We start from the raw sequence: 21384 nt of genomic DNA on the forward strand, positions 1-21384 counted from the left end.
AGCCCGGAATCAGCCCGGAATCACCCCGGAATCACCCCGGAATCACCCCGGAACGCGCGCGGCCGCCGCGAAGAACGCCTGGGCGCGCGGGTCGAGCGCGAACGCCACGTTGATGCGCAGCCACGGGCTCGGCTCGCCATGGGGCCGGAAGTGGCTGCCCGGCGACGCGCTCACGCCAAACGGCTCGCCGCAGGGGACGAGCCGTGCCGAATCGTCCACGTGCGGCACGCGCGCCCAGATGAACTTGCCACCGCTCTGCGCGTACGGGCGCACGCCGGCCTGCGCCGAGGAGCGTCCCGCGAACAGTTCCCAGCCATGGTCTTCGAGTGTGCGCGAGGCGGCGCCGATCGCTTCGGCCATGCGGCGGCGCAGCCGCTCCAGATACTTGCGGTACGCGCCGCGCTCGAGCAGTGTGGCCGCCACGGCCTGCGTGAAGCACGAGCCGCTGATGCTCGTGAGCGCCTTGATCGAGGCGAGGTCGCGCACGATCGCCGGATTCGCGACCACGTAGCCGATACGCAGCGACGAAGAAAGCGTCTTGGATAGCCCGCCCACGTAGATCACGTGCTCGAACTGGTCGAGCGCGGCGAGGCGGTCCGTGGGGTCGGCCTGGAAGTCGGCGTAGATGTCGTCTTCGACGATGGTGAAGCCGTGTTCGCGCGCGAGCTGCAGCAGGCGGAACGCGACGGGCGGCGAGACGGTCGTGCCGGTCGGGTTGTGGAACACCGTGTTGATGAAGAAGGCTCGCGGGCGATGCTGCGCGAGCAGCGCGTGCAGATGCTCGAGATCGGGGCCGCTCGCCGTGCGCGTGACGCCGACGAGGCGCACGCCGTGCAGCTTCAGCAGTCCGTACAGGTTGTAGTAGCCCGGATCCTCCACGAACACGGTGTCGCCGGGCTTGAGCATGTAGCGCATCAGGAGATCGAGGCCCTCGCTCGCGCCTTCGGTGATGAGGAGCTGCTGGGCGTCGACGGCGATGCCGAGCGGCGCGAGCCGGTTGCGCAGATGCTCGCGCAGCGTGGCGTCGCCAAGCGGCGAGCCGTAATCGACGAGACTCGACGGGTTGGTGCGCGAGACGTGGCGGATCGCCTGGCCGATCGCCTCGATGTCGCGCCACGCCTGCGGGATCGAGCCGCTGTCGAGCTGCAGCGTCTCGCCGGGACGGTTGAGCTGGCTGAGCAGGTGGCCCGATTCGTCGGCGGCGTTCGAGAGGTCGCAGGTGCCCATGCCGGACAGCCCCAGGCGCGCGTGCTCGCTCACGTAGAAGCCCGAGCCGTGCCGCGAGTCGAGGTAGCCGAGCGAAACCAGCCGGTCGTAGGCCTCGATCACAGGAAAGCGGCTGATGCGGTAGTCGGCGGCGAACTGGCGGATCGAGGGCAGGCGCGCGCCCGGGTGCGCGGCGCGCGAGCGGATCCACGTCTGCACGCCGGTGACGATCTGGTCGGTGAGCGGGACGCTGCTGGCGCGGTCGAGTTCGAGTTTCATGCGGGCCTCGCTGGGATGCCGGGGGCTGCCGGGGGTGCCCCTATGTCTTTCGTCAAGCGTTAGGGGCTGACTTGGGTTGGTAAATGGTGCCATCACGCAGCATGGCGAACAGGACGTGGCAGCGTCGCCGTGCCAGTGCGATGAGGGCCTGGTTGTGGCGCTTGCCTTGCTGGATCTTGCGCGAGTAATAGGCCCGCGAGACTGGGTCTCGTAAGGCCGCGAAGGCAGAGAGGAACAAGGCTCGCTTGAGCACCTTGTTGCCCCGTCTGGATGGATGCTCGCCACGGATCGACGAGCCTGAGCGCCGGGTGACTGGTGCCAGGCCAGCGTAGGCCGCCAGATGCGCGGCGGAGGCGAAGGCTTTATGGGCGACTTCGGTCAGGAGTCTGGCGGCGGTCCTGACGCCGACTCCAGGCATGCTGGTCAGGACCGGCCAAAGAGGGTGAGCAAGCACCAGCCGCTCAACTTCGGCGGCGATTTCGTCACGCTGCTTGCGCAAGGCGGCGAGTTGCTGGGCCAAGCGTGGCATGACGATGGTGGCGGCCTGCGTGCCGGGCACGATCACGGCTTGCTCGTTCAGCGCTTGAACGATTTCGGCCGCCAGGTTCTTGCCCATACGCGGTGCGAGCCTGGTCAGGCGGTAGGCAAGTGTCTTCTCGCTGGCAGCGGCAAGTGCGGCTGGCGACGGGTAGCGCTCAAGCAGATCGAGCACAGCTGGATGGTCGAGGCGCGGTCCGAGAACGCGCTCGAGCGCTGGATGGATCTGGGTGAGCAAGCCGCGAATGCGGTTGCTGGTTTGAGTGACCTGAGCAGCGAGATCATCGTCGAAGCCGCACAGCATGGTGAGCTCGGCGAGTTGCTCGTCGGCCAATCGAAGCGAGCGCAGCGTATGCGGCATCGAGCGGGCGGCTTCGGCAATGATCGCAGCATCGCGGGCATCGGTCTTGGCTTCGCCTGCATGCAAATCGGCGATGCGGCGCATGGCCAGTCCCGGCAGATAGGCGACGAGTACGCCTTCAGCTCGGGCGACGGCCACTGGAAGCGCGCCGATGGTGGAAGGCTGATCGACGACGAACAGGAGTCGACCGTGAGTCTTGAGTTCCGCGATGAGGGCACGCAGCTTGACCTCATCGTTGGGTAGCGCCTTGTTGTACAGACGCTTGCCGTTTCGATCGAGTGCGACGGCGTGATGCTGGCCTTTACCGACATCGACGCCGACGAAGACATCGACGGCATCACGTTGTTGTGTGTCTTGCATCGCAGTTTGTGCAGAGTAAACGGATTGGCCTGCAACAACGGTGGCAAGTCTCGGCATCCACGTTACGGACGGCGTCGGGATATCCCGGCCAAACCCCTATCAGCGATCACCAGCCACCCACCAGGCCCGGCGACAACACCCCCCGGATCATGACTGCGACTGGGGGCGGGAATCATACCGGGCCTGGCTGGCCAAAGCCCCGATTATCGGGGCAGGAATATAGTAACGGGGCTCGGGTTGCCGCCTGGCTATTGCCTGGTCGTTGCTGGAGGGCTGCGATCAAGTGTCCGGTTTTTCGACTGCACAGTTCCGCATGAACTGTTCGGAACTGTGCATGGGATCGCTTCACGCTGACGGCAATAATGCGCTAACCGGGAAGGCCCTTCAAGCCGCTTCTTCACGCGATTTGGCGCGCGTTGGAGGTGGCCTGGGCGCTGACCCGCAAGTCATCAGCAAGGAGCACGGCAATGCGCGAAATCCGTATTTTCGAACTTGAGCATGGCGAGCCCGCCGAGACCTGGCGGCTCGCGCAAGCAATGCAACTGCACGTGAGCGAAGGCGAGCTCTGGCTCACGCTCGGCGGCGACGCCGACGATTACTGGTTGCGCGCCGGCGAGTCGATTCGTCTCGAGGCCGGTGCGCGCGTTTGCCTGAGCGCGGGGCGCGTGGGCGCGCGCTTCGTGCTTGCGCAAGGCGGTGCCTCGGCAAGCGAGGGGCGCGACATGCCTGCGGTAGTGCCGCCGGCGCGCGCCCAGACGACGGCGGGGCTCGCGGGACGGCTCGCGCAGGCGCTGCGCGAGCGTTCGGCGCGGTTGCAGTGGGGCGTGCACGCGCCAGGTTGAGCCGAATCGATTGAGCCGCTGTGGAAGGCGGCGTTGCCAGCCGCTAAACCGTTGCCCCGCGCGGATGCACCGCGCAGGCGATTGCGCGGACCGGCTGCGCGTCGCGCCACGTACACGCCTCAACCCGCGTCGCCGAGTTCGCCTACATAGCGCGCGCGTGGCCGGATCAGCCGGCCATCGGCGTTCTGCTCCAGCGCGTGAGCGATCCAGCCCGTCACGCGCGCCGCCGCGAAAAGCGTGAACGCCGCGCCGCGCGGCAATGCAAGCACGCGCTCGATGGCTGCGAGCGCATAGTCGAGCGTGGGCCGCGCGCCGGTCGCTTGCGCCACGGCGTGCGCGAGCGCATCGACTTCGTCCATCGGCGAGCGGGCGCTCGCGTGCTGCGCGAGCATGTCGAGCAACAGCCGCGCGCGCGGATCGCCTTCCGGATAGAGCGGATGCCCGAAGCCGGGCAGCTTTGGTGTCGCGCCGAGCTCGTCTCCCGCGAGCCGCTCGCCTAGATAGCGGTGCAGATCGTCCGCGTGCGCGGCTTCTTCGAAGAGCGCCGCCACGCGCGCGGTTTCGCCGCCATGGCGCGGGCCGCCGAGCGCGGCGAGTCCGCCCGCCGCCGCGCCGAACAGGTGCATGCCCGTCGAGGTGATGCAGCGCACTGCGAACGTCGAGGCGTTGAGCTCGTGATCCGCGCACAGCACGAGCGCCGCGCGCAGCAGCTCGGCCTGCGTGCGCGAGCGCACGCCCCAGGCATGCGCGAGCTGGCGGTGCAGCGGCTCGCTGGAAGGGGCCGCACAAATCAGCGCCGCAGCCAGCAGGCGCATGAGTTGCGCACCCGTATCGAGCTGCGCGTCGCGGCCCTGCGCCCAGATGCGCGGCATTTGCGCGGCTGCGGCCGGCAACAGCACGAGCGCGCGTTCGAGCGGGGAATGCGCGCTCCAGAGCTTGAGCCACGCCGACCATTGCGCGACGGCGATCGGCGCCGCGCCTGCTTCCAGCACGCGGCGCGGCGAGCAGCCCCAGAGCAGCGCCGCGACCTCTTCGAGCGAGGCGTGGCGCGCGAGCGCGACGGCGTCCTGGCCGCGATAGAAGAGCTTGCCGTCCGCAATCAGCGTGATCGACGATTCGAGCACCGGCACGCCCCAATCCAGTACCTTCTGCGCGACCTTGCCCGCGCGTTTGCCGTCGGCCTTGCGGCGCGCGAGGCGGCGCACTTCGGCGGCGGCGTAGCGGCGCGATTGCGGTCCGGCACCCTCGGCGGCATCGCCCGCGGGCGACGAGCTGAGCATGCCGCGGCTCACATAGGCGTAAAGCGTGGCCCGGCTGATGCCGAGCGCAGCGGCGGCTTCGGCCGCGGTCATATAGCTGGGCATGGTGGCGCGCCTCGTGAAACCGGATAAATCGATCTATATTGATCATCATAATCAAGATTGATCCGACTGCAGCCAGGCTCTTACCCTTGTTGCATCTCCCTAAAGCCAACAGGACGCACGTCATGACACCCCGCGACGCGCTCGAACACCTCTGGATGCTGGCCCATCCCCACGACAGCGCCGCAGACCACATGGCGGCGCTCGGCTCGATCGACATCGGCGGCGACGATCCCGGCCTGCCTTCGGTGTTTCGCGTCGGCACACTGGCGGCGGCGAGCATCGGCGCGGCGGGGCTGGCGGCGGCGCGCTTTCACCGCTTGCGTGGCGGCGCCGAACAGCGCGTCGGCATCGACGTGCGCCGTGCGCTCGCGGCGTTTCGCAGCGAGCGCTATCTGAGCGTCGACGGCGGCGCGCCGTTCGAACTGCGCCATCCTGTGACGGGCTACTTCGAAACGCGCGATGGCCGCTGGGTTCAGCTGCACGCGAACTTCGCACACCATTTGCACGGCATCCTGCGCGTGCTCGGCTGCGGCGAGAGCCGCGACGACGTTGCGCGCGCGATCCGCACCCACTGGGACGGCGCCGCGCTCGACGAGGCGCTCGCACAGGCGGGTCTCTGCGCGGCGCTCGTGCGCACGCCGCGCGAATGGGCCGCGCACGAGCAGGCGCGGGCCGTGGCGGGCCTGCCGCTCTTCGAGATCGAGCGCATCGGCGATGTCACCGATAGCGGGGGTGGCGCAGCGAGCGCGCCGAAGGCCGGCGCGCGGCCGCTCGAAGGCGTGCGCGTGCTCGACCTCACGCGCATCATCGCGGGCCCGGTGGCGGGGCGCGTGCTCGCGCATCATGGCGCCGACGTCTTGCTCGTCAACGGTGCGCATCTGCCGAACATCGCGCCGCTCGTGATCGACAACGGGCGCGGCAAGCGCTCGGCCACGCTCGATCTGCGCGAGGCCGCGGACCGTGCGCAATTGCACGCACTCGTGCGCGACGCCGATGTGTTCCTGCAGGGCTACCGCCCCGGCGCGCTGGCGGCGCACGGCTTCGCGCCCGAGGCACTCGCGCGCGAGCGGCCCGGCATCGTGTGCGTGTCGATTTGTGCGTACTCGCATCGCGGACCGTGGCGCGAGCGGCGCGGTTTCGACAGCCTCGTGCAGTCGGCGAGCGGGATCGTCTGGACCGAGAGCGTGGCGGCGGCGCATGGCGGCGCGATGCCGGCCGCGCAGGACGATGCGCCGGCCCGTGGGTCTTTCGTCGGCATGCCTTTCGATGTGCCGCGTGCGCTGCCTTGCCAGGCGCTAGATCATGCCACCGGCTACCTGGCCGCGTTCGGCGCGATGGTCGCGCTCGCGCGGCGCGCTCAGGAGGGCGGAAGCTGGCACGTGCGCGTGTCGCTCGCGCAGACGGGCCGCTGGCTGCAGACGATGGGCACGCTCGCAGAAGGCCAGCGCGCGCCCGACCTGCGTGCGCAGGACCTTGCCGATTGCCTCGAAGAGTCGGATACGCCGTTCGGCCGCGTGCGCGCCGTGGCGCCCGCCGAGCGGCTCGAACGCACGCCGGCGTTCTATGCGCGCCCGAGCGTGCCGATCGGGACCGATGCCGCGCAATGGGCTGGGTGAGGTGGCGTGAGAACGCGCGAAGGAGCGCGAGGTGGAGCGAGTTGGCGTAACTGCCGATTTGAAACCGTTCGGAGGCGCGGCACGCACTCACGCGCGCCGCCTGGCTCCGTTGCTTCTTCGTCACTTATTTGCGCAGCTCGGCGACGAAGTCGTAGTAGTCGTTGCGGCAGTAGGTATCGGTGAGCTCGATGGCGCGCTGATCGGCGGTATAGCCCACGCGCGTGATGAGCAGCAGCGCCTCGTTCGGCGCGATGCTCATCTGCCGCGCGATCTCCTCGCTCGCGTTCACGGCGCGAAAGTGCTGCAGCGCGCGCACGATCGCGAGGCCGCGCTGCTCGAGAAAGCTGTAGAGCGAATCGCCGATGGCGCCCGGATCGGGGATCAGCGCGGCGGGGAAGGTCGAGTTCTCGACGGCCATGACGATGCCATCGGCCAGGCGCAGACGCTTCAGGCGCGTCACGGCCGCGGCGGGGGAGAGGCCGAGCTGGATCACCTCGTCGCGGCTGGCGGGCTGGATCTCGCGCGAGAGCCAGCGCGAGCTCGGCGTGAAGCCGCGCTGGCGCAGCATCTCGCTGAAGCTCGTGAGACGCGAGAGCGGATCTTCGTAGCGCGGCGTGATGAAGCTGCCGGCGCCCTGGGTGCGGCGGATCATGCCTTGCTCGACCAGCAGCGCGATGGCCTTGCGCGCGGTGATGCGCGAGACGCCTAGCGCATCGGCAAGCACGCGCTCGGAGGGCAGCGCCTCGCCGGCGGCCCAGCGGTTTTCGTGAATCGCATCGCTCAGCTTGCGCGCGAGCTGCAGATAGAGCGGCGTGTCGTTGTCCGGGTCCGGGCGCAGGCCGCGCCAGCGGTCTTCCGTGGAAGCGTTCATGGGAGGCAGGCGTGAGAGGCGAACGGCAATTTTATGTCATAGGCGGCGTGGCGAGGAAATGATGGGCTTACTCGTCGACGCATGACCCCGCGCCGCGCAAGGCGATACACTGGCCGTTCGCTGCAAGCGCAGATTTTGCATGGGACCGAAAAGTACATGACCACTGAAATTGCCAGTATCGCGCTGCCCGGTGGCGAGCGTATCGCGAAGCTCGGGCAGGGCACGTGGGAAATGGCTGAGCGCGCGTCGCGCCGCGCCGACGAGATCGCCGCGCTGCGCGAGGGCGTCGCGCTCGGCATGACGCTCATCGACACCGCCGAAATGTACGGCGACGGCGCGACCGAAACGCTTGTTGGCGAAGCGCTGCAAGGATTGCGCGAGGACGTGTTTCTCGTGAGCAAGGTGTATCCGCACAATGCGAGCCGGCGCGGCGTCGAGCGGGCCTGCGAAGCCAGCCTGAAGCGCCTGAACACCGACCGGCTCGATCTGTATCTGCTGCACTGGCGCGGCGGCGTGCCGCTCGAGGAGACGGTGCAGGGATTCGAGGCGCTCGTGCGCGCGGGCAAGATCCGCTACTGGGGCGTGAGCAACTTCGATACCGAAGACATGGAGGAGCTCTTCGAGGTCCCGGGCGGCGACGCCTGCGCGATCAACGAGATTCTCTACAACGTCGCGCGGCGCGGCCCCGAGTACGATCTGCTGCCCTGGAGCGGCGCCCACGGCATGCCGTTGATGGCGTATAGCCCTGTCGATCATGCGCGTTTGCCCAAGCGCTCGCCGCTCGACGACATCGCGGCCCGGCATGGCGTGTCGATTTATCAGGTGGCGCTTGCGTGGGTGCTGCGCCAGCCCGATGTCTGCGCGATTCCGAAGGCGGGGCGCGTCGATCACGTGCGCGACAATCGCGCCGCCCTTGATCTGGTGCTGAGCACCGAGGACCACGCGGCGCTGGACGCGTACTTCAAGCCGCCGCGCAGCAAACGGCCGCTGGAGATGCTGTAGCGCGCACGAGGGCAGCCGAAGGCAAGCGGGGGATGCGGGCCGCCGTTGCACGTTTTGCTGATTCGGAAAAGGCGCAGCCGGATCGCGAGTGACTGGAGTGCGCGGAGTGCGCGACAGGCTTCCGGCCAGCGGCGGCGGCGCCCGGCCGGGGGACCGGGACGTCGCCGCCGTTGCAGCCTGGAATGACGCGACCGGCCGTCGCGCCAATTCGGGGTGGTTGCGGCGGCAAGTTCGCACCGCCGTGCGCGCTCAATGACCGCCGCCTTTGCCGCCACCTGAGCCGCCGCCGTACCCGCCGCCCGGGCCGCCCGACGGTCCACCCTTGCCGAATCCTCCACCGAAGCCGCCGCCAAAGCCGCCGCCAAACCCTCCACCGAACCCTCCACCGAAGCCACCTCCGAAGCCACCCGAGGGGCCGCCTGAGGGACCACCCGAGGGGCCGCCGTGAGCGCCGCCGCAACCGCAGCCGCTCGAACTGCCGCCACTCGAACTGCCGCCGCTCGAACTGCCACCGCTCGAACTGCCACCGCTCGAACTGCCACCGCTCGAACTGCCACCGCTCGAACTGCCGCCGCTCGAACTGCCGCCGCTCGAACTGCCGCCGCTCGAACTGCCACCGCTCGAACTGCCACCGCTCGAACTGCCGCCGCTCGAACCGCCGCCGCTCGAACCGCCGCCGCTCGAACTGCCGCCGCTCGAACTGCCACCGCTCGAACTGCCACCACTCGAACCGCCACCGCTCGAACCGTGGCCGCCCGAACTTCCACTACTCGAGCTGCCACTACTCGATCCGCCGCCGTTGTTGCCGCTGGCGTTGCTGCTGCCGCCGCCCGAGCTGCTCGAGCCGCCAGTCGCGCCGCCGACACCCGAGGTGCCGCTGCCGCGGCCCGTGCCCGAACTGCTGCCGGAGCCCGTGCCGCCCGACCCCCCGGCGCTCGCGGAGCTCGCCGTCGAGCCGCCGCCGCCGTGGCCGCAGTTGCCGGCAGTGCCGCCGTAGCAGTTCTTCGGCTCGAAGACGATGGCTGCATCGTCTGCCGCGTTGGCCGTATCCGCGGCGGACGTACCTGAGCCCGTCGTGCCGGTGCCGGCTGTATGGCCAGGATCGGAGCCCGAGGTCGTTGCCGATGGCGCAGGAGCCGCCTGCGGAGCGCTTTCGACCGGCATGCCGGCGTCAGTCGTGCCGGCCGCGCCGCTCGCAGGCAGCGCGGCGTCGGCAACGATCACCCAGCTCGGAGCCGTCGCATTGTCGGCGGCATGCGCGCCTACGGCCGGCAGGAGCACGCTGGCGCCTGCCGTGCCGATTGCAACGATTGCGAGTCCCCGGCCAATCCCGTAGCAGTACTGATGAAGAGTTCTGTTTTTCATTGCTTCCTCCCGGGAAGCGATAGCGTGTACCCGCTTCGCTTCTCTTGCGCCTTGTGTCCGGCGCTGCACCGATCGTGCGCAGGCGCCGTCCCCCGTCAGGCTAAAACCGCTTCGCGCCGACGCGCGCTTCATGCCGTGCGGTATCCGCACAGCCTCGCCGGCGCGGGCGGTAGATGTGGCACCCGGACGGTTTCGCGCCGGCTGGCCGGTTCACACAGGAGTCCTTGTCGATTGCCGGAGCCCGTGCTCGGGGCGGCGGAAAGCAAGCGCATCATGCGGCCGGCCATCCGTTCGCCCGGCGCGATGAACTGCGCGCTTTGCGCTGATTTCACGCTGATGGGCGGCAACCGGATGCCTGGTTTCGATGTAGCGAGTTCTGTGCCATCGGTCCGGAAAGTCCGAGCGTGGCGGACTTAACAATTTCCCTACGATCTCGAGGCTAAAAAAGTCACTGAAAACGTTTCGATGATGAAACGCATGCTCCTGGCGAGAGCATTTGCGTTGCAAAAGCGGACAACGCAACGACTTTCGTCTGACCTTCGTGCGGCTCAGGGATCGCTGTGCGCCGGGTCTGTCTCGGCTTGAAGCTCGCGCAGTTGCGCTGCCGGGATGTGGCAGCGGATGCGATGGCCGTCGGCGTCTGCTTCGAAGGGCGGCGCTGCTTCGTCGCAGATCGCGCCGAGCTTGCGCGGACAACGCGCGCTGAAGATGCAGCCTGCTGCGCCACCCGTAGCGCCACCTGTAGCGCCGCGCGGCATGCCGCTCGCGGGTGCGTGGGCCCAGCCATCGCTTGCGGATGTATCGCGCGCGAGCAAGCCGGGATTCAGCAGCGTTTCGGTATACGGATGACATGGGCCGTTGAGCACGGCATTGGCGGGACCGCTCTCGAGCACGCGGCCCGCGTAGAGCACCATGACGCGGTCCGCGAGATAACGCACCACGTCGAGGTCGTGCGAGATGAACAGATAGCTCACGCCGCGCTCGCGCTGCAGACGTGCGAGCAGATTCAGGATCGCGGCCTGCACCGAGACGTCCAGTGCCGAGGTCGGCTCGTCGCAGATCACGACGCGCGGCTCGCCCGCGAATGCTTGAGCGATCGCCACACGCTGCTTGAGGCCGCCCGAGAGTTGTCGCGCGCGTGAGGCGAGGTAGCGCACCGGCACGCGCACCGCTTCGAGCAGCGAGGCGATGCGCGCCGCGCTGCGCGCTTCGGCGTCTTCGTTCGCGTGTGCGTCTGATCCGTCTTGCGGCGCATCGCTCGCGACACTGCGCTGCGCGTGGGCGAGTGCGCGACCTACGAGGCGCCTCACCGGCAGCGCGCGATTGAGCGAGGCATCGGGATGCTGGAACACGATGCGCATCGCCTGCAACTGCTGTGCGTCGCGCCGTGCGAGGTGCTCGGCGAGCGGCTTTGCATCGAGCTCGACGGTGCCGCCGGGGTCGGCGGCATGCAGGCCGAGCAGGAGCTTCGCGAGGGTCGTCTTGCCGCTGCCCGACTCGCCGACGAGGCCGAGTGTTTCACCCGCGCGCAACTCGAGCGAGACGTCGTCGAGCACGCGCAGGGCGTGCGAGCCGCGGCCGAAGGTGCGTGAGACATTCGCCGCGCGCAGCACCACTTTTGCATCGCGTGCGTGCGGCTCACTGCGCATGTCTTCCGTTTGTTCGTTTGTCCGCGGGTTCGACTGTACGACGGGCTGCGCAATTGTCTGTACATTAGCACGCATATCGGCGCTGTCGGGTGTGTCGCTCACCTCGGCGATATCGGCCACGTCGGCGGCGGGCAATTCGACGGCCCGCTCGTGATAGTGGCAACGCGACATCTGCTCGCCATGCGCCGCTTCCATGCGATGCGGCGGCGGCGCGTGCTCGTGGCAGCGCGCGTCGGCGAGGCGGCAGCGCGGCGCGTAGACGCAGCCGTGCGTTAGCGTGCCCGGCGCGGGCAGCTCGCCGGGGATCGTGTCGAGCGCACCGTGGGCCTTGTTGCGCCCCGGCGCCGGCAGGCAGCGCAGCAGACCCACCGTGTACGGATGGCGCGCGCGCGCAAACACGTCGCGCGTCGAGCCTTCTTCCACGAGCCGTCCCGCGTAGAGCACGCCCACGCGCTCGCACATCCTGCGGATCACGGCCAGGTCGTGGCTGATGAGCAGCACCGCCATGCCGAGCTCCTCGCGCAGTTGCGCGATGAGCGCGAGCACCTCGGCTTCGACGGTGGCGTCGAGGCCCGTGGTGGGTTCGTCGAGGATCAACAGCGCCGGGTTCGAAGCGAGCGCCATCGCGATCACCACGCGCTGCTGCATGCCGCCCGAGAGCTGATGCGGCCAGCTCGCCATCACGCGCGCCGGGTCGGCGATGCGCACGCGCTCGAGCATCGCATACGACTGTGCGAGCGCGTCGGCCGGGGCCACGCCGGCCGCTTCGAACGCTTCGCTCAACTGCCGGCCGACCGTGAGCGTCGGGTTCAGCGCGCTCGCCGGGTCCTGATAGACCATCGACACCTTGTGGGCGCGCAGCATGCGCAGCCCTTCGCGATCGAGCGCGAGCACCTCGACGCCGGCGATGGCGATGCGCCCCGCCTTCACGCGGCCGTTGTGCGCGAGATAGCGCAGCGCGGCGAGCGCGACCGTCGACTTGCCGCAACCCGACTCGCCGACGAGCCCATACGCTTCGCCGCGCTTGATGCGCAGCGAGACGTCGGTGAGCACGTCGCGGTCCTTGCCGCGCACGCGATAGGCTACCGTGAGCCCGACCAGCGCGAGCGCGTCGTCGGCGCGCGGGGCGCTGAAGGTGGCGAGGGCGGGGCGCGGCGGATTCATGAGCCCAGCACCTCGGCGAGGCTGTCGGCGATCAGGTTCACCGCCACCACGAGCGAGGCGATCGCGAGCGCATCGAAGGCGACCGTCCACCACGCGCCGCCCGCGAGCAGCGTGTACGACTCGGCGAGCGCGAGGCCCCAGTCGGCGGAAGGCGGCTGGATGCCGAAGCCGAGAAACGAGAGCGTGGCCACCGCGAAGATCGCATAGCCAAGCCGCACGGTTGCTTCCACAACGATGGGCGGCCAGACGTTCGGCAGGATCTCCGCGAACATCACGTAGTGCGCGCGCTCGCCGCGCAGCCGGGCGGCGGCCACGTAGTCGAGATGGCGCTCGGCAAGCACGGCGGCGCGCACCGTGCGCGCGACGAGCGGCGCGAAGGTGATGCCGATCACGAGCACGACGGCGAGATTCGATGCGCCCACGGCTGCGAGCACGAGCAGCGCGACGATCACGAGAGGCAGCGCGAGCACGGCGTCGAGTGCGCGCGCGACGAGCGTGCCGGCCCAGCCTTCGACGTAGCCGGTCAAGAGGCCGAGCGCCGTGCCCGCGAGCGTGCCCGTCAAGGTGGCGAGCGGCGCGATGGTAAGAATGTCGCGCGCGCCCACGATCACCCGCGAGCAGATGTCGCGGCCTAGCTGATCGGTGCCGCACCAGTGCGCGTGATCGGGCGGCAGGAGCGAGCTGAGCGGGTCGGACGCGTAGGCGTCGTAGGGCGCGATCCAGGTGCCCGCGAGCGCGCAGGCGATCCATGCGAGCAGGATCAGCGCGCCCAGCACGAACGTGGGCGAGCGCAGCAAGAGGCGCAGTATGGCCACGAATGGCGCGGGCCCGGCCAGCGCTTCGTGCGCGGTTGCGTCGTTCATCGATTCGGATGCCGTATCGTTCATGCGCGTTCCCGTGAGCCCATCAAGCACCCTTTTGCGCGCGCAGCCGCGGATCGAACAGCGCGTGCAGCAGGTCGGCGCCGAGGTTCGCGAGCGTGTAGACGAGGCCCACCGTGAGCACGCCCGCTTCGAGCAGCGGAAAGTCCTTCGCCTTCGCCGCGTTGTAGATCAGCGAGCCGATGCCCGGATAGCGGAACAGCGTCTCGACCACCACGAGCCCGCCAATCAGATAGCCGAGCTGCGTGGCCGCCACCGTCACGCTCGGCAGGAGCGCATTGCGCAGCACGTGGCGCACGATCACGACGCGGCGCGGCAGGCCCTTGAGGATCGCGGTGCGCGTGTAGTCGGCCTCGAGCGCGTCGAGCATGCCCGCGCGCGCGATGCGCGCGAGATAGCCGAAGAACACGAGGACGAGCGGCAGCACCGGCAGTATGAGATGGCGCAGCGTATCGAGCACGCCCGCATCCTGCGGCGCGACGGCCTCGATCGGCAGCCAGCGCAGCCACACGCCAAACACGAGGATCAGCGCGATCGACGAGACGAATTCCGGCACCGCGCTCGCGCACAGCCCCAGCGTGCTGATGAGGCGGTCGAGCCAGCGCCCGCCGTGCAGCGCGGCCCACACGCCGCCGCCGATGCCGAGCGGCACGACCACGACGAACGCCAGCAGCCCGAGCTTCGCCGATTGCAGGAGGGAGTCGCCCACCAGCGGCGCGACCGGCTCGCGGAAGGTCCAGGACGTGCCGAAGTCGCCGCGCAGCGCGTGGCCGATCCACGTGAGGTACTGGTCGAGCAGAGGGCGGTCCGCGCCGAGCGTGTGATTGAGCGCGGCCACGGCGCGCGCGTCGGCGAGCGGGCCGAGCACCGCGCGCCCAATGTCGCCCGGCAGCAGTTGGCCGCCCGCGAACACCAGCACGGAAAGCAGCCAGAGTGTGAACAGCGCCCATACGGCGCGCTGCGCGAGAAAGCGCGCGGCGCCCCTGCCGCGCGCCGCGCGCATCGCGCGTGCGCCGAGCGGATAGCGCGGGTTCGATGAGGGCGGTCTCGTCAGAGGTGTAGCCATCGGACTCCAGATGCAGGCATGGCAGGCGCCAGGTCGTCGAGCGTAGCGTCGGGCAGCGCGCAGCGCAGGGTCGCTACGCTACGCCGCCGCATGGCCGGCACTTACGTCGCGAGCGTGGCGCGGTCGAAATAGAGCTGTGCGAGCGCCGTGAAGCGCACGCCCGAAAGCGCGGTGCGCTGCGCAATCAACTGGTCATAGAAGTACGGAATGATCACGGGCGTCTCGTCGAGCAGCAGCGTCTGGATCTGCGCGGCTACCTGCTTTTGCGCGGCCACGTCGAGCGTCGCCGCGAACTGCGCGACCAGCTTGTCGTACTGAGCATTGTGAAAGTGCGCCGCGTTCCACGTGCCGCCGCTCGTGAACGGCGCATTGAGGAACACGTTGGGCACGCCGCGATGACCGTAGTCCGTGATCCCGAGCGGCGAGTCGAGCCAGTCCGATTTACCGTACGTGCCCGCGCCGTAGTACTGCGACTGGCTTTCCACCTTCAGCGCGATGCGCACGCCGATCGCCTTCGCCGCGTTTTGCACGACCACGGCAAGATCGGGAATCTCCATGTACTTCTCGGTCGTGAGCGTAACGTCGAAGCCATTGGCGACGCCCGCCTGCGCGAGCAACTGGCGCGCCTTCGCCAGATCGACCTTGCGCTGTGGCACAGCGCTCGCCGTCGACGGGAAGATGGGCGCAAACGGGCTGTCGTTGCCCAGCACCGCGCGGCCCTTGAAGAGCCCGCGCACCATCACGTCGCGATCGAGCGCGAGCGCGAGCGCCTGGCGCACGCGCTTGTCCTTGAACGTGGGCACGTCGTTGCGCATGTGGATCTGCCGATGCGCGCTCGAGCGCACGCCAATCACCTTGAAGTCGGGGTTGTTCAGGATGCCGATGCCGCCCTGCACGGTGAAGGTGCCCATCACATCGGCCTGATGGCCCTGCAGCGCGAGTATCTGCGCCTGCTCGTCGGCGTAGAACGCGAACTGCACGCGTTCGGGCAGCGCCTTCTCGCCCCAGTAGGCGTCGTTGCGCACGAAGCTCGCGCCGCGCCGCGTCTCGTAGCGCTCCAGCTTGAACGCCCCAGTGCCGATGAAGCTCTTTTCGTAATTGCCCGCGTAATTCGCAGGCAGCAGCACGGCGTTGTAGTTGTCCGAAGAAACGTAGTAGGGGAAGTTGCCGTTGGGCGCGTCGAGATGGAACGAGACGGTATGCTCGTCCACCATCTTCGTGCCGCCCTTCGAGAGCACGCCCTTGAGCACCGAGAGCGCCGCCGAGCCGCTTGCCGGATCGGCGAGGCGGTCGAACGTGGCCACCACGTCCTTCGCGCCGAACGGCTGGCCGTCGTGGAATTTCACGCCGGGGCGCAGCTTGAAGGTCCAGACGTCGGCCTTCGCGTTGGGCTGCCACGAGAGCGCGAGCGCCGGCTGCAGATGGCCGTCGGCGTCGTCGTTGGCGAGGAATTCGCCGGTCTGGTTCAAGAGGCACAGCGCGCCCGCGTCGGTCACGGTGAGCGGGTCGACCGCGCCCGCCGGCATCAGGTGCGCGACGCGGATGGTCTGACTGCCGGGCCTGGATGCACCCGATGTGCCTTGGGCGCGCGCGCCGCGTGGAGCGACGAGGCCGCTGCCCGCGAGCGCGAGGCTCGAAAGCCCGAGCACGCCGGCATAGCGCAGCAACTCGCGGCGCGTGAGGCGGCCGGCGAGGCATTCGTCGATGGCGTGGTTGCCGTAGTCGCCGGCCTCGCGGCGCAGCGCATCGACGGCGCGCGGGTCAGCCGGGGAGGGCGCTTGGGCCGATTGGAGCAGGCCAGGCGGGCGAGGCGATTGCGTCGGCTGTGGAGGCAACTCTGGCGACGACTGCGGCGCTTGCCAGCAGAGCGACGAACGCGGCGAACGCGTGACAGGGCGGGGCGGCGAGGGCGGCTGACGTTTCATCGGCGCGGGTTTCCGTGCGGTTCCGTGGAGGGACGCGGCCGCCATGGAGGCGGCTGCGACGGCGGCATGCGGTGTGGCAGACGACGAGTAGCGTCCAGTTTAGGCGTTTTCGGCCATGTTCGGCGAGAGGGCCGTAGCACGGGTTGTACCGGGTTGCGTGCGAACGCGGCGAGTTGCAGGTGCGAGCGCGTGCGGCATTCGCCAGTGCGGATGTCTTGCCGCTTTAGCGAACATTTGCGCCGATCAGAACGGCGTAGAGCGCAATGAGGCGCGAGCGCAGCGGTTTAGCCGTCGCGGGCGGGGCAGAAAACGTCATGCGCTATGGCGACGATGGCGAATCAATGCTCGTGCGGATGGCGATGAATCGGATCGACCCAATAAACCGTTTCCGGCGCCTCGACGGCGTCGATGTTCAGGTTCACGACCACGGCTTCGTTGTCGCTGCGCACGAGCACGCATTCGAGCGGCTCGTCGGTGCTCGCGTTGATCTCCTGGTGCGGCACGTAGGGCGGCACGAAGATGAAGTCGCCGGGGCCGGCTTCCGCGGTGAATTCGAGGTGCTCGCCCCAGCGCATGCGCGCGTGGCCACGCACCACGTAGATCACGCTTTCGAGCGCGCCGTGATGATGCGCGCCCGTCTTCGCGTTCGGATGGATCGTCACGGTGCCGGCCCAGATTTTCTGTGCGCCCACGCGTGCCGCATTGATGGCGGCGGCGCGGTTCATGCCGGGCGTTTGCGCCGTGTTCGTGTCGAGCTGGTCGCCGCGAATCACCTTGACGCCGTTCTCGCGCCAGTCGGGCGTGCCTTCGTGCGAGTGCTCATGATCGTGACTCATCGCGGTGTCTCCTTTCGTGGGCTGCGGCTGCACAGCGGGGTCGCGATATTGTGGCACGGTCAATATCGCGCCGCTCGCGTGGGCGTCCATCGTCCGCCCGAGCGAGCACGAATGTGCAGCAACGCGCATGAAAAAAGCCCGCCCCTGGCGGGACGGGCTTCGAGCTATCCGCCGTGCACGCCTCGCATGCATGCGAGGCGTGCGCGGAGGTCTTACTGCTTCTTCGCGTTGATGACCGCTTCGGCCACGTTTTGCGGCGTTTCGGCGTAATGCTTGAACTCCATCGTGTAAGTGGCGCGGCCCTGGGTGAGCGAGCGCAGCGAGGTGGAGTAGCCGAACATCTCCGAGAGCGGCACTTCGGCGCGCACGATCTTGCCGCCGCCGCCCGCGATGTCCTCCATGCCCTGCACGATGCCGCGGCGGCTCGAGAGGTCGCCCATCACGTTGCCCATGAAGTCCTCGGGCGTCTCCACTTCCACGGCCATCATCGGTTCGAGCAGAATCGGCCTGGCCTTGCGCATCGCGTCCTTGAAGGCCATCGAGCCGGCCATGCGGAAGGCGTTTTCGTTCGAGTCCACGTCGTGGTACGAGCCGAACGTGAGCGTGACCTTGGTGTCGACCACGGGGTAGCCCGCGAGCACGCCGGCCTTGAGCGTCTCCTGAATGCCCTTGTCGACGGCCGGGATGAACTCGCGCGGAATCACGCCGCCCTTGATGGCGTCGACGAACTCGTAGCCCTTGCCCGGCGGCTGCGGCTCGAGGGTGATGACCGCGTGCCCGTACTGGCCGCGTCCGCCCGACTGCTTGACGAACTTGCCTTCCACATCTTCGACCTTGTTCTTCACGGTCTCGCGATACGCCACCTGCGGCTTGCCGACAGTCGCTTCCACGCCGAATTCGCGCTTCATGCGGTCGACGAGAATTTCGAGGTGCAGCTCGCCCATGCCAGAGATGATGGTCTGGCCGGATTCCTCGTCGGTCTGCACGCGGAACGACGGGTCTTCCTGAGCGAGGCGGTTCAGCGCGATGCCCATCTTCTCCTGGTCGGCCTTGGTCTTCGGCTCGACGGCCTGCGAGATCACAGGCTCGGGGAAGATCATCTTTTCGAGCACGATGGCGTGCGCCGGATCGCAGAGCGTGTCGCCCGTCGTGGCTTCCTTCAGGCCCACCGCCGCCGCGATGTCGCCCGCGCGCACCTCCTTGATTTCCTTGCGCTCGTTCGCGTGCATCTGCAGGATGCGGCCGAGGCGCTCCTTCTTGTCCTTCGTCGCGTTGAGCACCGTGTCGCCCGAATTCACGACGCCCGAATAGACGCGGAAGAAGATCAGCTGGCCGACGAACGGGTCGGTCATGATCTTGAACGCGAGCGCCGAGAACGGCTCTTCGTCGCTCGGGTGGCGCTCGATTTCCTTGTCGTGGAGGTCGTGGCCCAGAATCGCGGGAATGTCCACGGGCGAGGGCAGATAGTCGATCACGGCGTCGAGCATTGCCTGTACGCCCTTGTTCTTGAACGCGCTGCCACAGAGCATCGGCACGATCTCATTGGCGATCGTGCGCTTGCGCAGCCCGGCCTTGATCTCTTCTTCGGTCAGGCTCTCGTGGTCGTGAAGATACTTTTCGAGCAGCGTTTCGTCGGCTTCGGCGGCGGCTTCGACCATCTTTTCGCGCCACTCGTGCGCGAGCTCGACCAGATTCGCGGGGATCTCCTCGTACGCGAACTTCACGCCCTGGCTCTCGTCGTCCCAGACGATCGCCTTCATCTTCACGAGGTCGACCACGCCCTGGAAGTGGTCTTCGGCGCCCACGGGAATCTGGATGGGCACGGCCACGCCCTTCAGGCGCTCGCCGATCTGCCGCTGCACGCGGAAGAAGTCCGCGCCCACGCGGTCCATCTTGTTGACGAACGCGATGCGCGGCACCTTGTACTTGTTCGCCTGGCGCCATACGGTTTCCGACTGCGGCTGCACGCCGCCCACGGAGTCGTACACCATGCAGGCGCCGTCGAGCACGCGCATGGAGCGCTCGACCTCGATGGTGAAGTCGACGTGTCCCGGGGTGTCGATGATGTTGATGCGATGCTCGGGATAATTGCCGGCCATGCCCTTCCAGAACGCGGTGGTCGCGGCCGAAGTAATGGTGATGCCGCGTTCCTGCTCCTGCTCCATCCAGTCCATGGTCGCCGCGCCGTCGTGAACTTCACCCAGCTTGTGATTCACGCCGGTGTAGAAAAGGATGCGCTCGGTTGTCGTGGTTTTGCCGGCATCGATGTGAGCGCTGATCCCGATGTTGCGATAGCGCTCGATGGGAGTCTTGCGAGGCACGGTGATCTCCTTGGAATAACGCGCCATGGAAAGTGCCGGGCGGCGCGCGGCGCGGCCTGCACGCGGCCCGACGGACCGCGCGGCGGCGTGCTCGGGGTGTTTCAGGATGCTTCGAGCAGGCGCCGCCGCATGGCGGATTACTAGGATAGCGCTTGCGCGGCGCTTTTGCTGGGACAGCGCCGGAGCGCGAAAACGCGCCTTGCCGGCGCGACGCGGCGCGGGCAGGCGGGGTGGGGCGGGAGCGGGAAAGGGCTGCGCGCGGGAGGCGCGAGAGGCGCCACAAGAAGGCGCAAGCAACGCCCGGACGGCAAGGCGCAAGCAGCGTCCGGACGGCATCGGAAGACCCCGGAAGGTCAGTCGCCGGCGTGCAAAAAAGCCGGCGCCGCGAACTGCGGGGCCGGCTTGTGCGGCTTGTACCGCTTGTACGTATCGGTGAACCGCGCGTGGACTGCCGCGCAACGGCGGCCAGTCGTACTGCCCGCGCTTACTGCAGCGGCGGCAGGCCGTCGATTTTCATACCGGGCTTGATGCCCTTCGACGTGAACCAGCCCTTGCTCATTTCGAGCGCATAGGTGCCGTTATTGCGCGGGCAGTGGTTGTTGGTGGTTTCGGCCTGCATTTCGTCGATGTCGGTGATCGTGCCGTCGGCGCGCATGAACGCGATCGACAGCGGGATCAGCGTGTTCTTCATCCAGAAGCAGTGCACGGCGTTCTCGCCGAACACGAACAGCATGCCTTCGTTCGGCGCGAGCTGCGTGCGATACATGAGGCCTTGCTCGCGGTCGGCGTCATTGGCGGCGACGCTGGCGTCGATGACGAACATGCCTGCGGTGAGTTTCAAGTGCGGAAAGTCGCCGGGCTGCTTGGCGCCGGGGGGCATTTGCTGGGCATGCGCGACGCTGCTGGTGGCGGCCGTCGTGAACGTGAGGGCCGCGATACTGGCAACTGCGGCGGCAAGCGGCAATGCGACGACGAGCGCGCAACGCGCCATGAGCGGGCGCAGGGAAAATCGCACGAGTGAACTCCTTGCTTGAGAATAATCCGCGCATGTTACGCGAGTGCGTCAGCGCGGGTCAAAACTTGCGGCAACAGGCGGACGATGCGTGACGCGATGCTTGGGCGTTGCCACGGCGCAGGGCGCGTTCGACGCTAAATGGGGGGATGCAAAAACAAAAAGGCAGAGCGCCTTGCGACACTCTGCCTTTCGCACGCAATGAAGATCGGCACGATGGGCCGTTCTTCGAAGCGCTTTACAACAGGCTTACTCCGAAGCTGCCGAAGCGGCTTCAGCCTTAGCTGCCTTCTTGTGCGACGACTTCTTGTGCGACTTCTTGTGCGTCGACGACTTGTGTGCCATCGAAGCAGCAGCAGCCGGAGCTGCCGTCGTAGCAGCTGCCGGAGCAGCTTCCGGAGCCGAAGCTTGTGCGAATGCAGCCGATGCGAAGAGGCCAGCGACCAGAGCAGCGATCAGTTTGTTCATGTTGTGAATCCTCAGCTTGAGTTAATTAACCAAGTGACCCGGTTATTGGAGTCAGGTCGGTAAACGTGCCATCCACCTTTCGGTTGACAGTCTCGATCGACAAATTGAGAACAAATTCGCGAACGTGTCTGCCAGCGGTCGGGACCGTGCATTGCTACACGATGGCCCGTAAGGCTGAATGCCGGATAGCTTCGGCGGCATCTGCGTGAAATAACGCATGGTTTCGCGTACCGGTTGACGCGAAATTTTTATTTGCTTC

At 67.9% G+C, this 21384-nt stretch carries 16 protein-coding genes; 3 read left to right on the forward strand and 13 right to left on the reverse strand.

Annotation, left to right across the window (positions count from 1 at the left end):
* Nucleotides 1-42: 42 nt before the first annotated feature.
* Nucleotides 43-1485: an aminotransferase-like domain-containing protein gene (locus EYW47_RS08595; RefSeq protein ID WP_133194445.1), complete on the reverse strand. Its 1443-nt coding sequence runs from the start codon at nucleotides 1483-1485 to the stop codon at nucleotides 43-45.
* Nucleotides 1486-1537: 52 nt separating this feature from the next.
* Complete coding sequence (locus EYW47_RS08600) at nucleotides 1538-2743, reverse strand: IS110 family RNA-guided transposase (RefSeq protein ID WP_165976516.1); 1206 nt, start codon at nucleotides 2741-2743, stop codon at nucleotides 1538-1540.
* A gap of 467 nt (nucleotides 2744-3210) precedes the next feature.
* Here EYW47_RS08600 and EYW47_RS08605 point away from each other — a divergent pair, with 467 nt between their 5' ends.
* The gene (locus EYW47_RS08605) at nucleotides 3211-3585 is read left to right on the forward strand and encodes a DUF2917 domain-containing protein (RefSeq protein ID WP_133194447.1); all 375 of its coding nucleotides are present in this window, start codon (nucleotides 3211-3213) and stop codon (nucleotides 3583-3585) included.
* Nucleotides 3586-3704: 119 nt separating this feature from the next.
* On the opposite strand, the gene EYW47_RS08610 is transcribed toward EYW47_RS08605, so the two are convergent.
* Entirely contained in the window at nucleotides 3705-4949 is a 1245-nt protein-coding gene (locus EYW47_RS08610; RefSeq protein ID WP_133194448.1) for a citrate synthase, read from the reverse strand.
* A gap of 122 nt (nucleotides 4950-5071) precedes the next feature.
* On the opposite strand from EYW47_RS08610, the gene EYW47_RS08615 reads away from it, so the two are divergent.
* Complete coding sequence (locus EYW47_RS08615; RefSeq protein ID WP_133194449.1) at nucleotides 5072-6565, forward strand: CoA transferase; 1494 nt, start codon at nucleotides 5072-5074, stop codon at nucleotides 6563-6565.
* A gap of 124 nt (nucleotides 6566-6689) precedes the next feature.
* On the opposite strand, the gene EYW47_RS08620 is transcribed toward EYW47_RS08615, so the two are convergent.
* A complete protein-coding gene (locus tag EYW47_RS08620; RefSeq protein ID WP_133194450.1) occupies nucleotides 6690-7436 on the reverse strand; it encodes a GntR family transcriptional regulator in 747 nt (248 codons plus the stop codon).
* Nucleotides 7437-7592: 156 nt separating this feature from the next.
* Here EYW47_RS08620 and EYW47_RS08625 point away from each other — a divergent pair, with 156 nt between their 5' ends.
* The gene (locus tag EYW47_RS08625; RefSeq protein ID WP_133194451.1) at nucleotides 7593-8438 is read left to right on the forward strand and encodes an aldo/keto reductase; all 846 of its coding nucleotides are present in this window, start codon (nucleotides 7593-7595) and stop codon (nucleotides 8436-8438) included.
* Nucleotides 8439-8687: 249 nt separating this feature from the next.
* Here the strand turns inward: EYW47_RS08625 and EYW47_RS41330 are convergent, their stop codons facing one another.
* The 9 genes from EYW47_RS41330 to EYW47_RS08670 form a co-directional block, all read right to left on the reverse strand.
* Nucleotides 8688-9803, reverse strand: a complete 1116-nt coding sequence (locus EYW47_RS41330; protein WP_205710038.1) for a hypothetical protein — start codon at nucleotides 9801-9803, stop codon at nucleotides 8688-8690.
* Nucleotides 9804-10351: 548 nt separating this feature from the next.
* Entirely contained in the window at nucleotides 10352-12616 is a 2265-nt protein-coding gene (locus EYW47_RS08635) for a dipeptide ABC transporter ATP-binding protein (RefSeq protein WP_133194452.1), read from the reverse strand.
* The gene (locus EYW47_RS08640; protein WP_133194758.1) at nucleotides 12613-13479 is read right to left on the reverse strand and encodes an ABC transporter permease; all 867 of its coding nucleotides are present in this window, start codon (nucleotides 13477-13479) and stop codon (nucleotides 12613-12615) included. The genes EYW47_RS08635 and EYW47_RS08640 overlap by 4 nt, the downstream gene beginning before the upstream one ends.
* Before the next feature lie 43 nt (nucleotides 13480-13522).
* Nucleotides 13523-14500, reverse strand: a complete 978-nt coding sequence (locus tag EYW47_RS08645) for an ABC transporter permease (RefSeq protein ID WP_377784920.1) — start codon at nucleotides 14498-14500, stop codon at nucleotides 13523-13525.
* Between the two features lie 164 nt (nucleotides 14501-14664).
* Nucleotides 14665-16488: an ABC transporter substrate-binding protein gene (locus tag EYW47_RS08650; RefSeq protein WP_133194454.1), complete on the reverse strand. Its 1824-nt coding sequence runs from the start codon at nucleotides 16486-16488 to the stop codon at nucleotides 14665-14667.
* A gap of 338 nt (nucleotides 16489-16826) precedes the next feature.
* On the reverse strand, nucleotides 16827-17324 hold the full coding sequence (locus tag EYW47_RS08655; RefSeq protein WP_133194455.1) for a cupin domain-containing protein: 498 nt from the start codon (nucleotides 17322-17324) through the stop codon (nucleotides 16827-16829).
* Nucleotides 17325-17536: 212 nt separating this feature from the next.
* Nucleotides 17537-19645: an elongation factor G gene (gene fusA, locus EYW47_RS08660; protein WP_133194456.1), complete on the reverse strand. Its 2109-nt coding sequence runs from the start codon at nucleotides 19643-19645 to the stop codon at nucleotides 17537-17539.
* 484 nt (nucleotides 19646-20129) lie between these two features.
* A complete protein-coding gene (locus EYW47_RS08665) occupies nucleotides 20130-20660 on the reverse strand; it encodes a DUF192 domain-containing protein (protein ID WP_133194457.1) in 531 nt (176 codons plus the stop codon).
* Between the two features lie 246 nt (nucleotides 20661-20906).
* Entirely contained in the window at nucleotides 20907-21125 is a 219-nt protein-coding gene (locus EYW47_RS08670) for a hypothetical protein (protein ID WP_133194458.1), read from the reverse strand.
* Nucleotides 21126-21384: the final 259 nt, after the last annotated feature.

The organism is Paraburkholderia silviterrae (assembly GCF_004353915.1).
GTDB lineage: Bacteria > Pseudomonadota > Gammaproteobacteria > Burkholderiales > Burkholderiaceae > Paraburkholderia > Paraburkholderia silviterrae.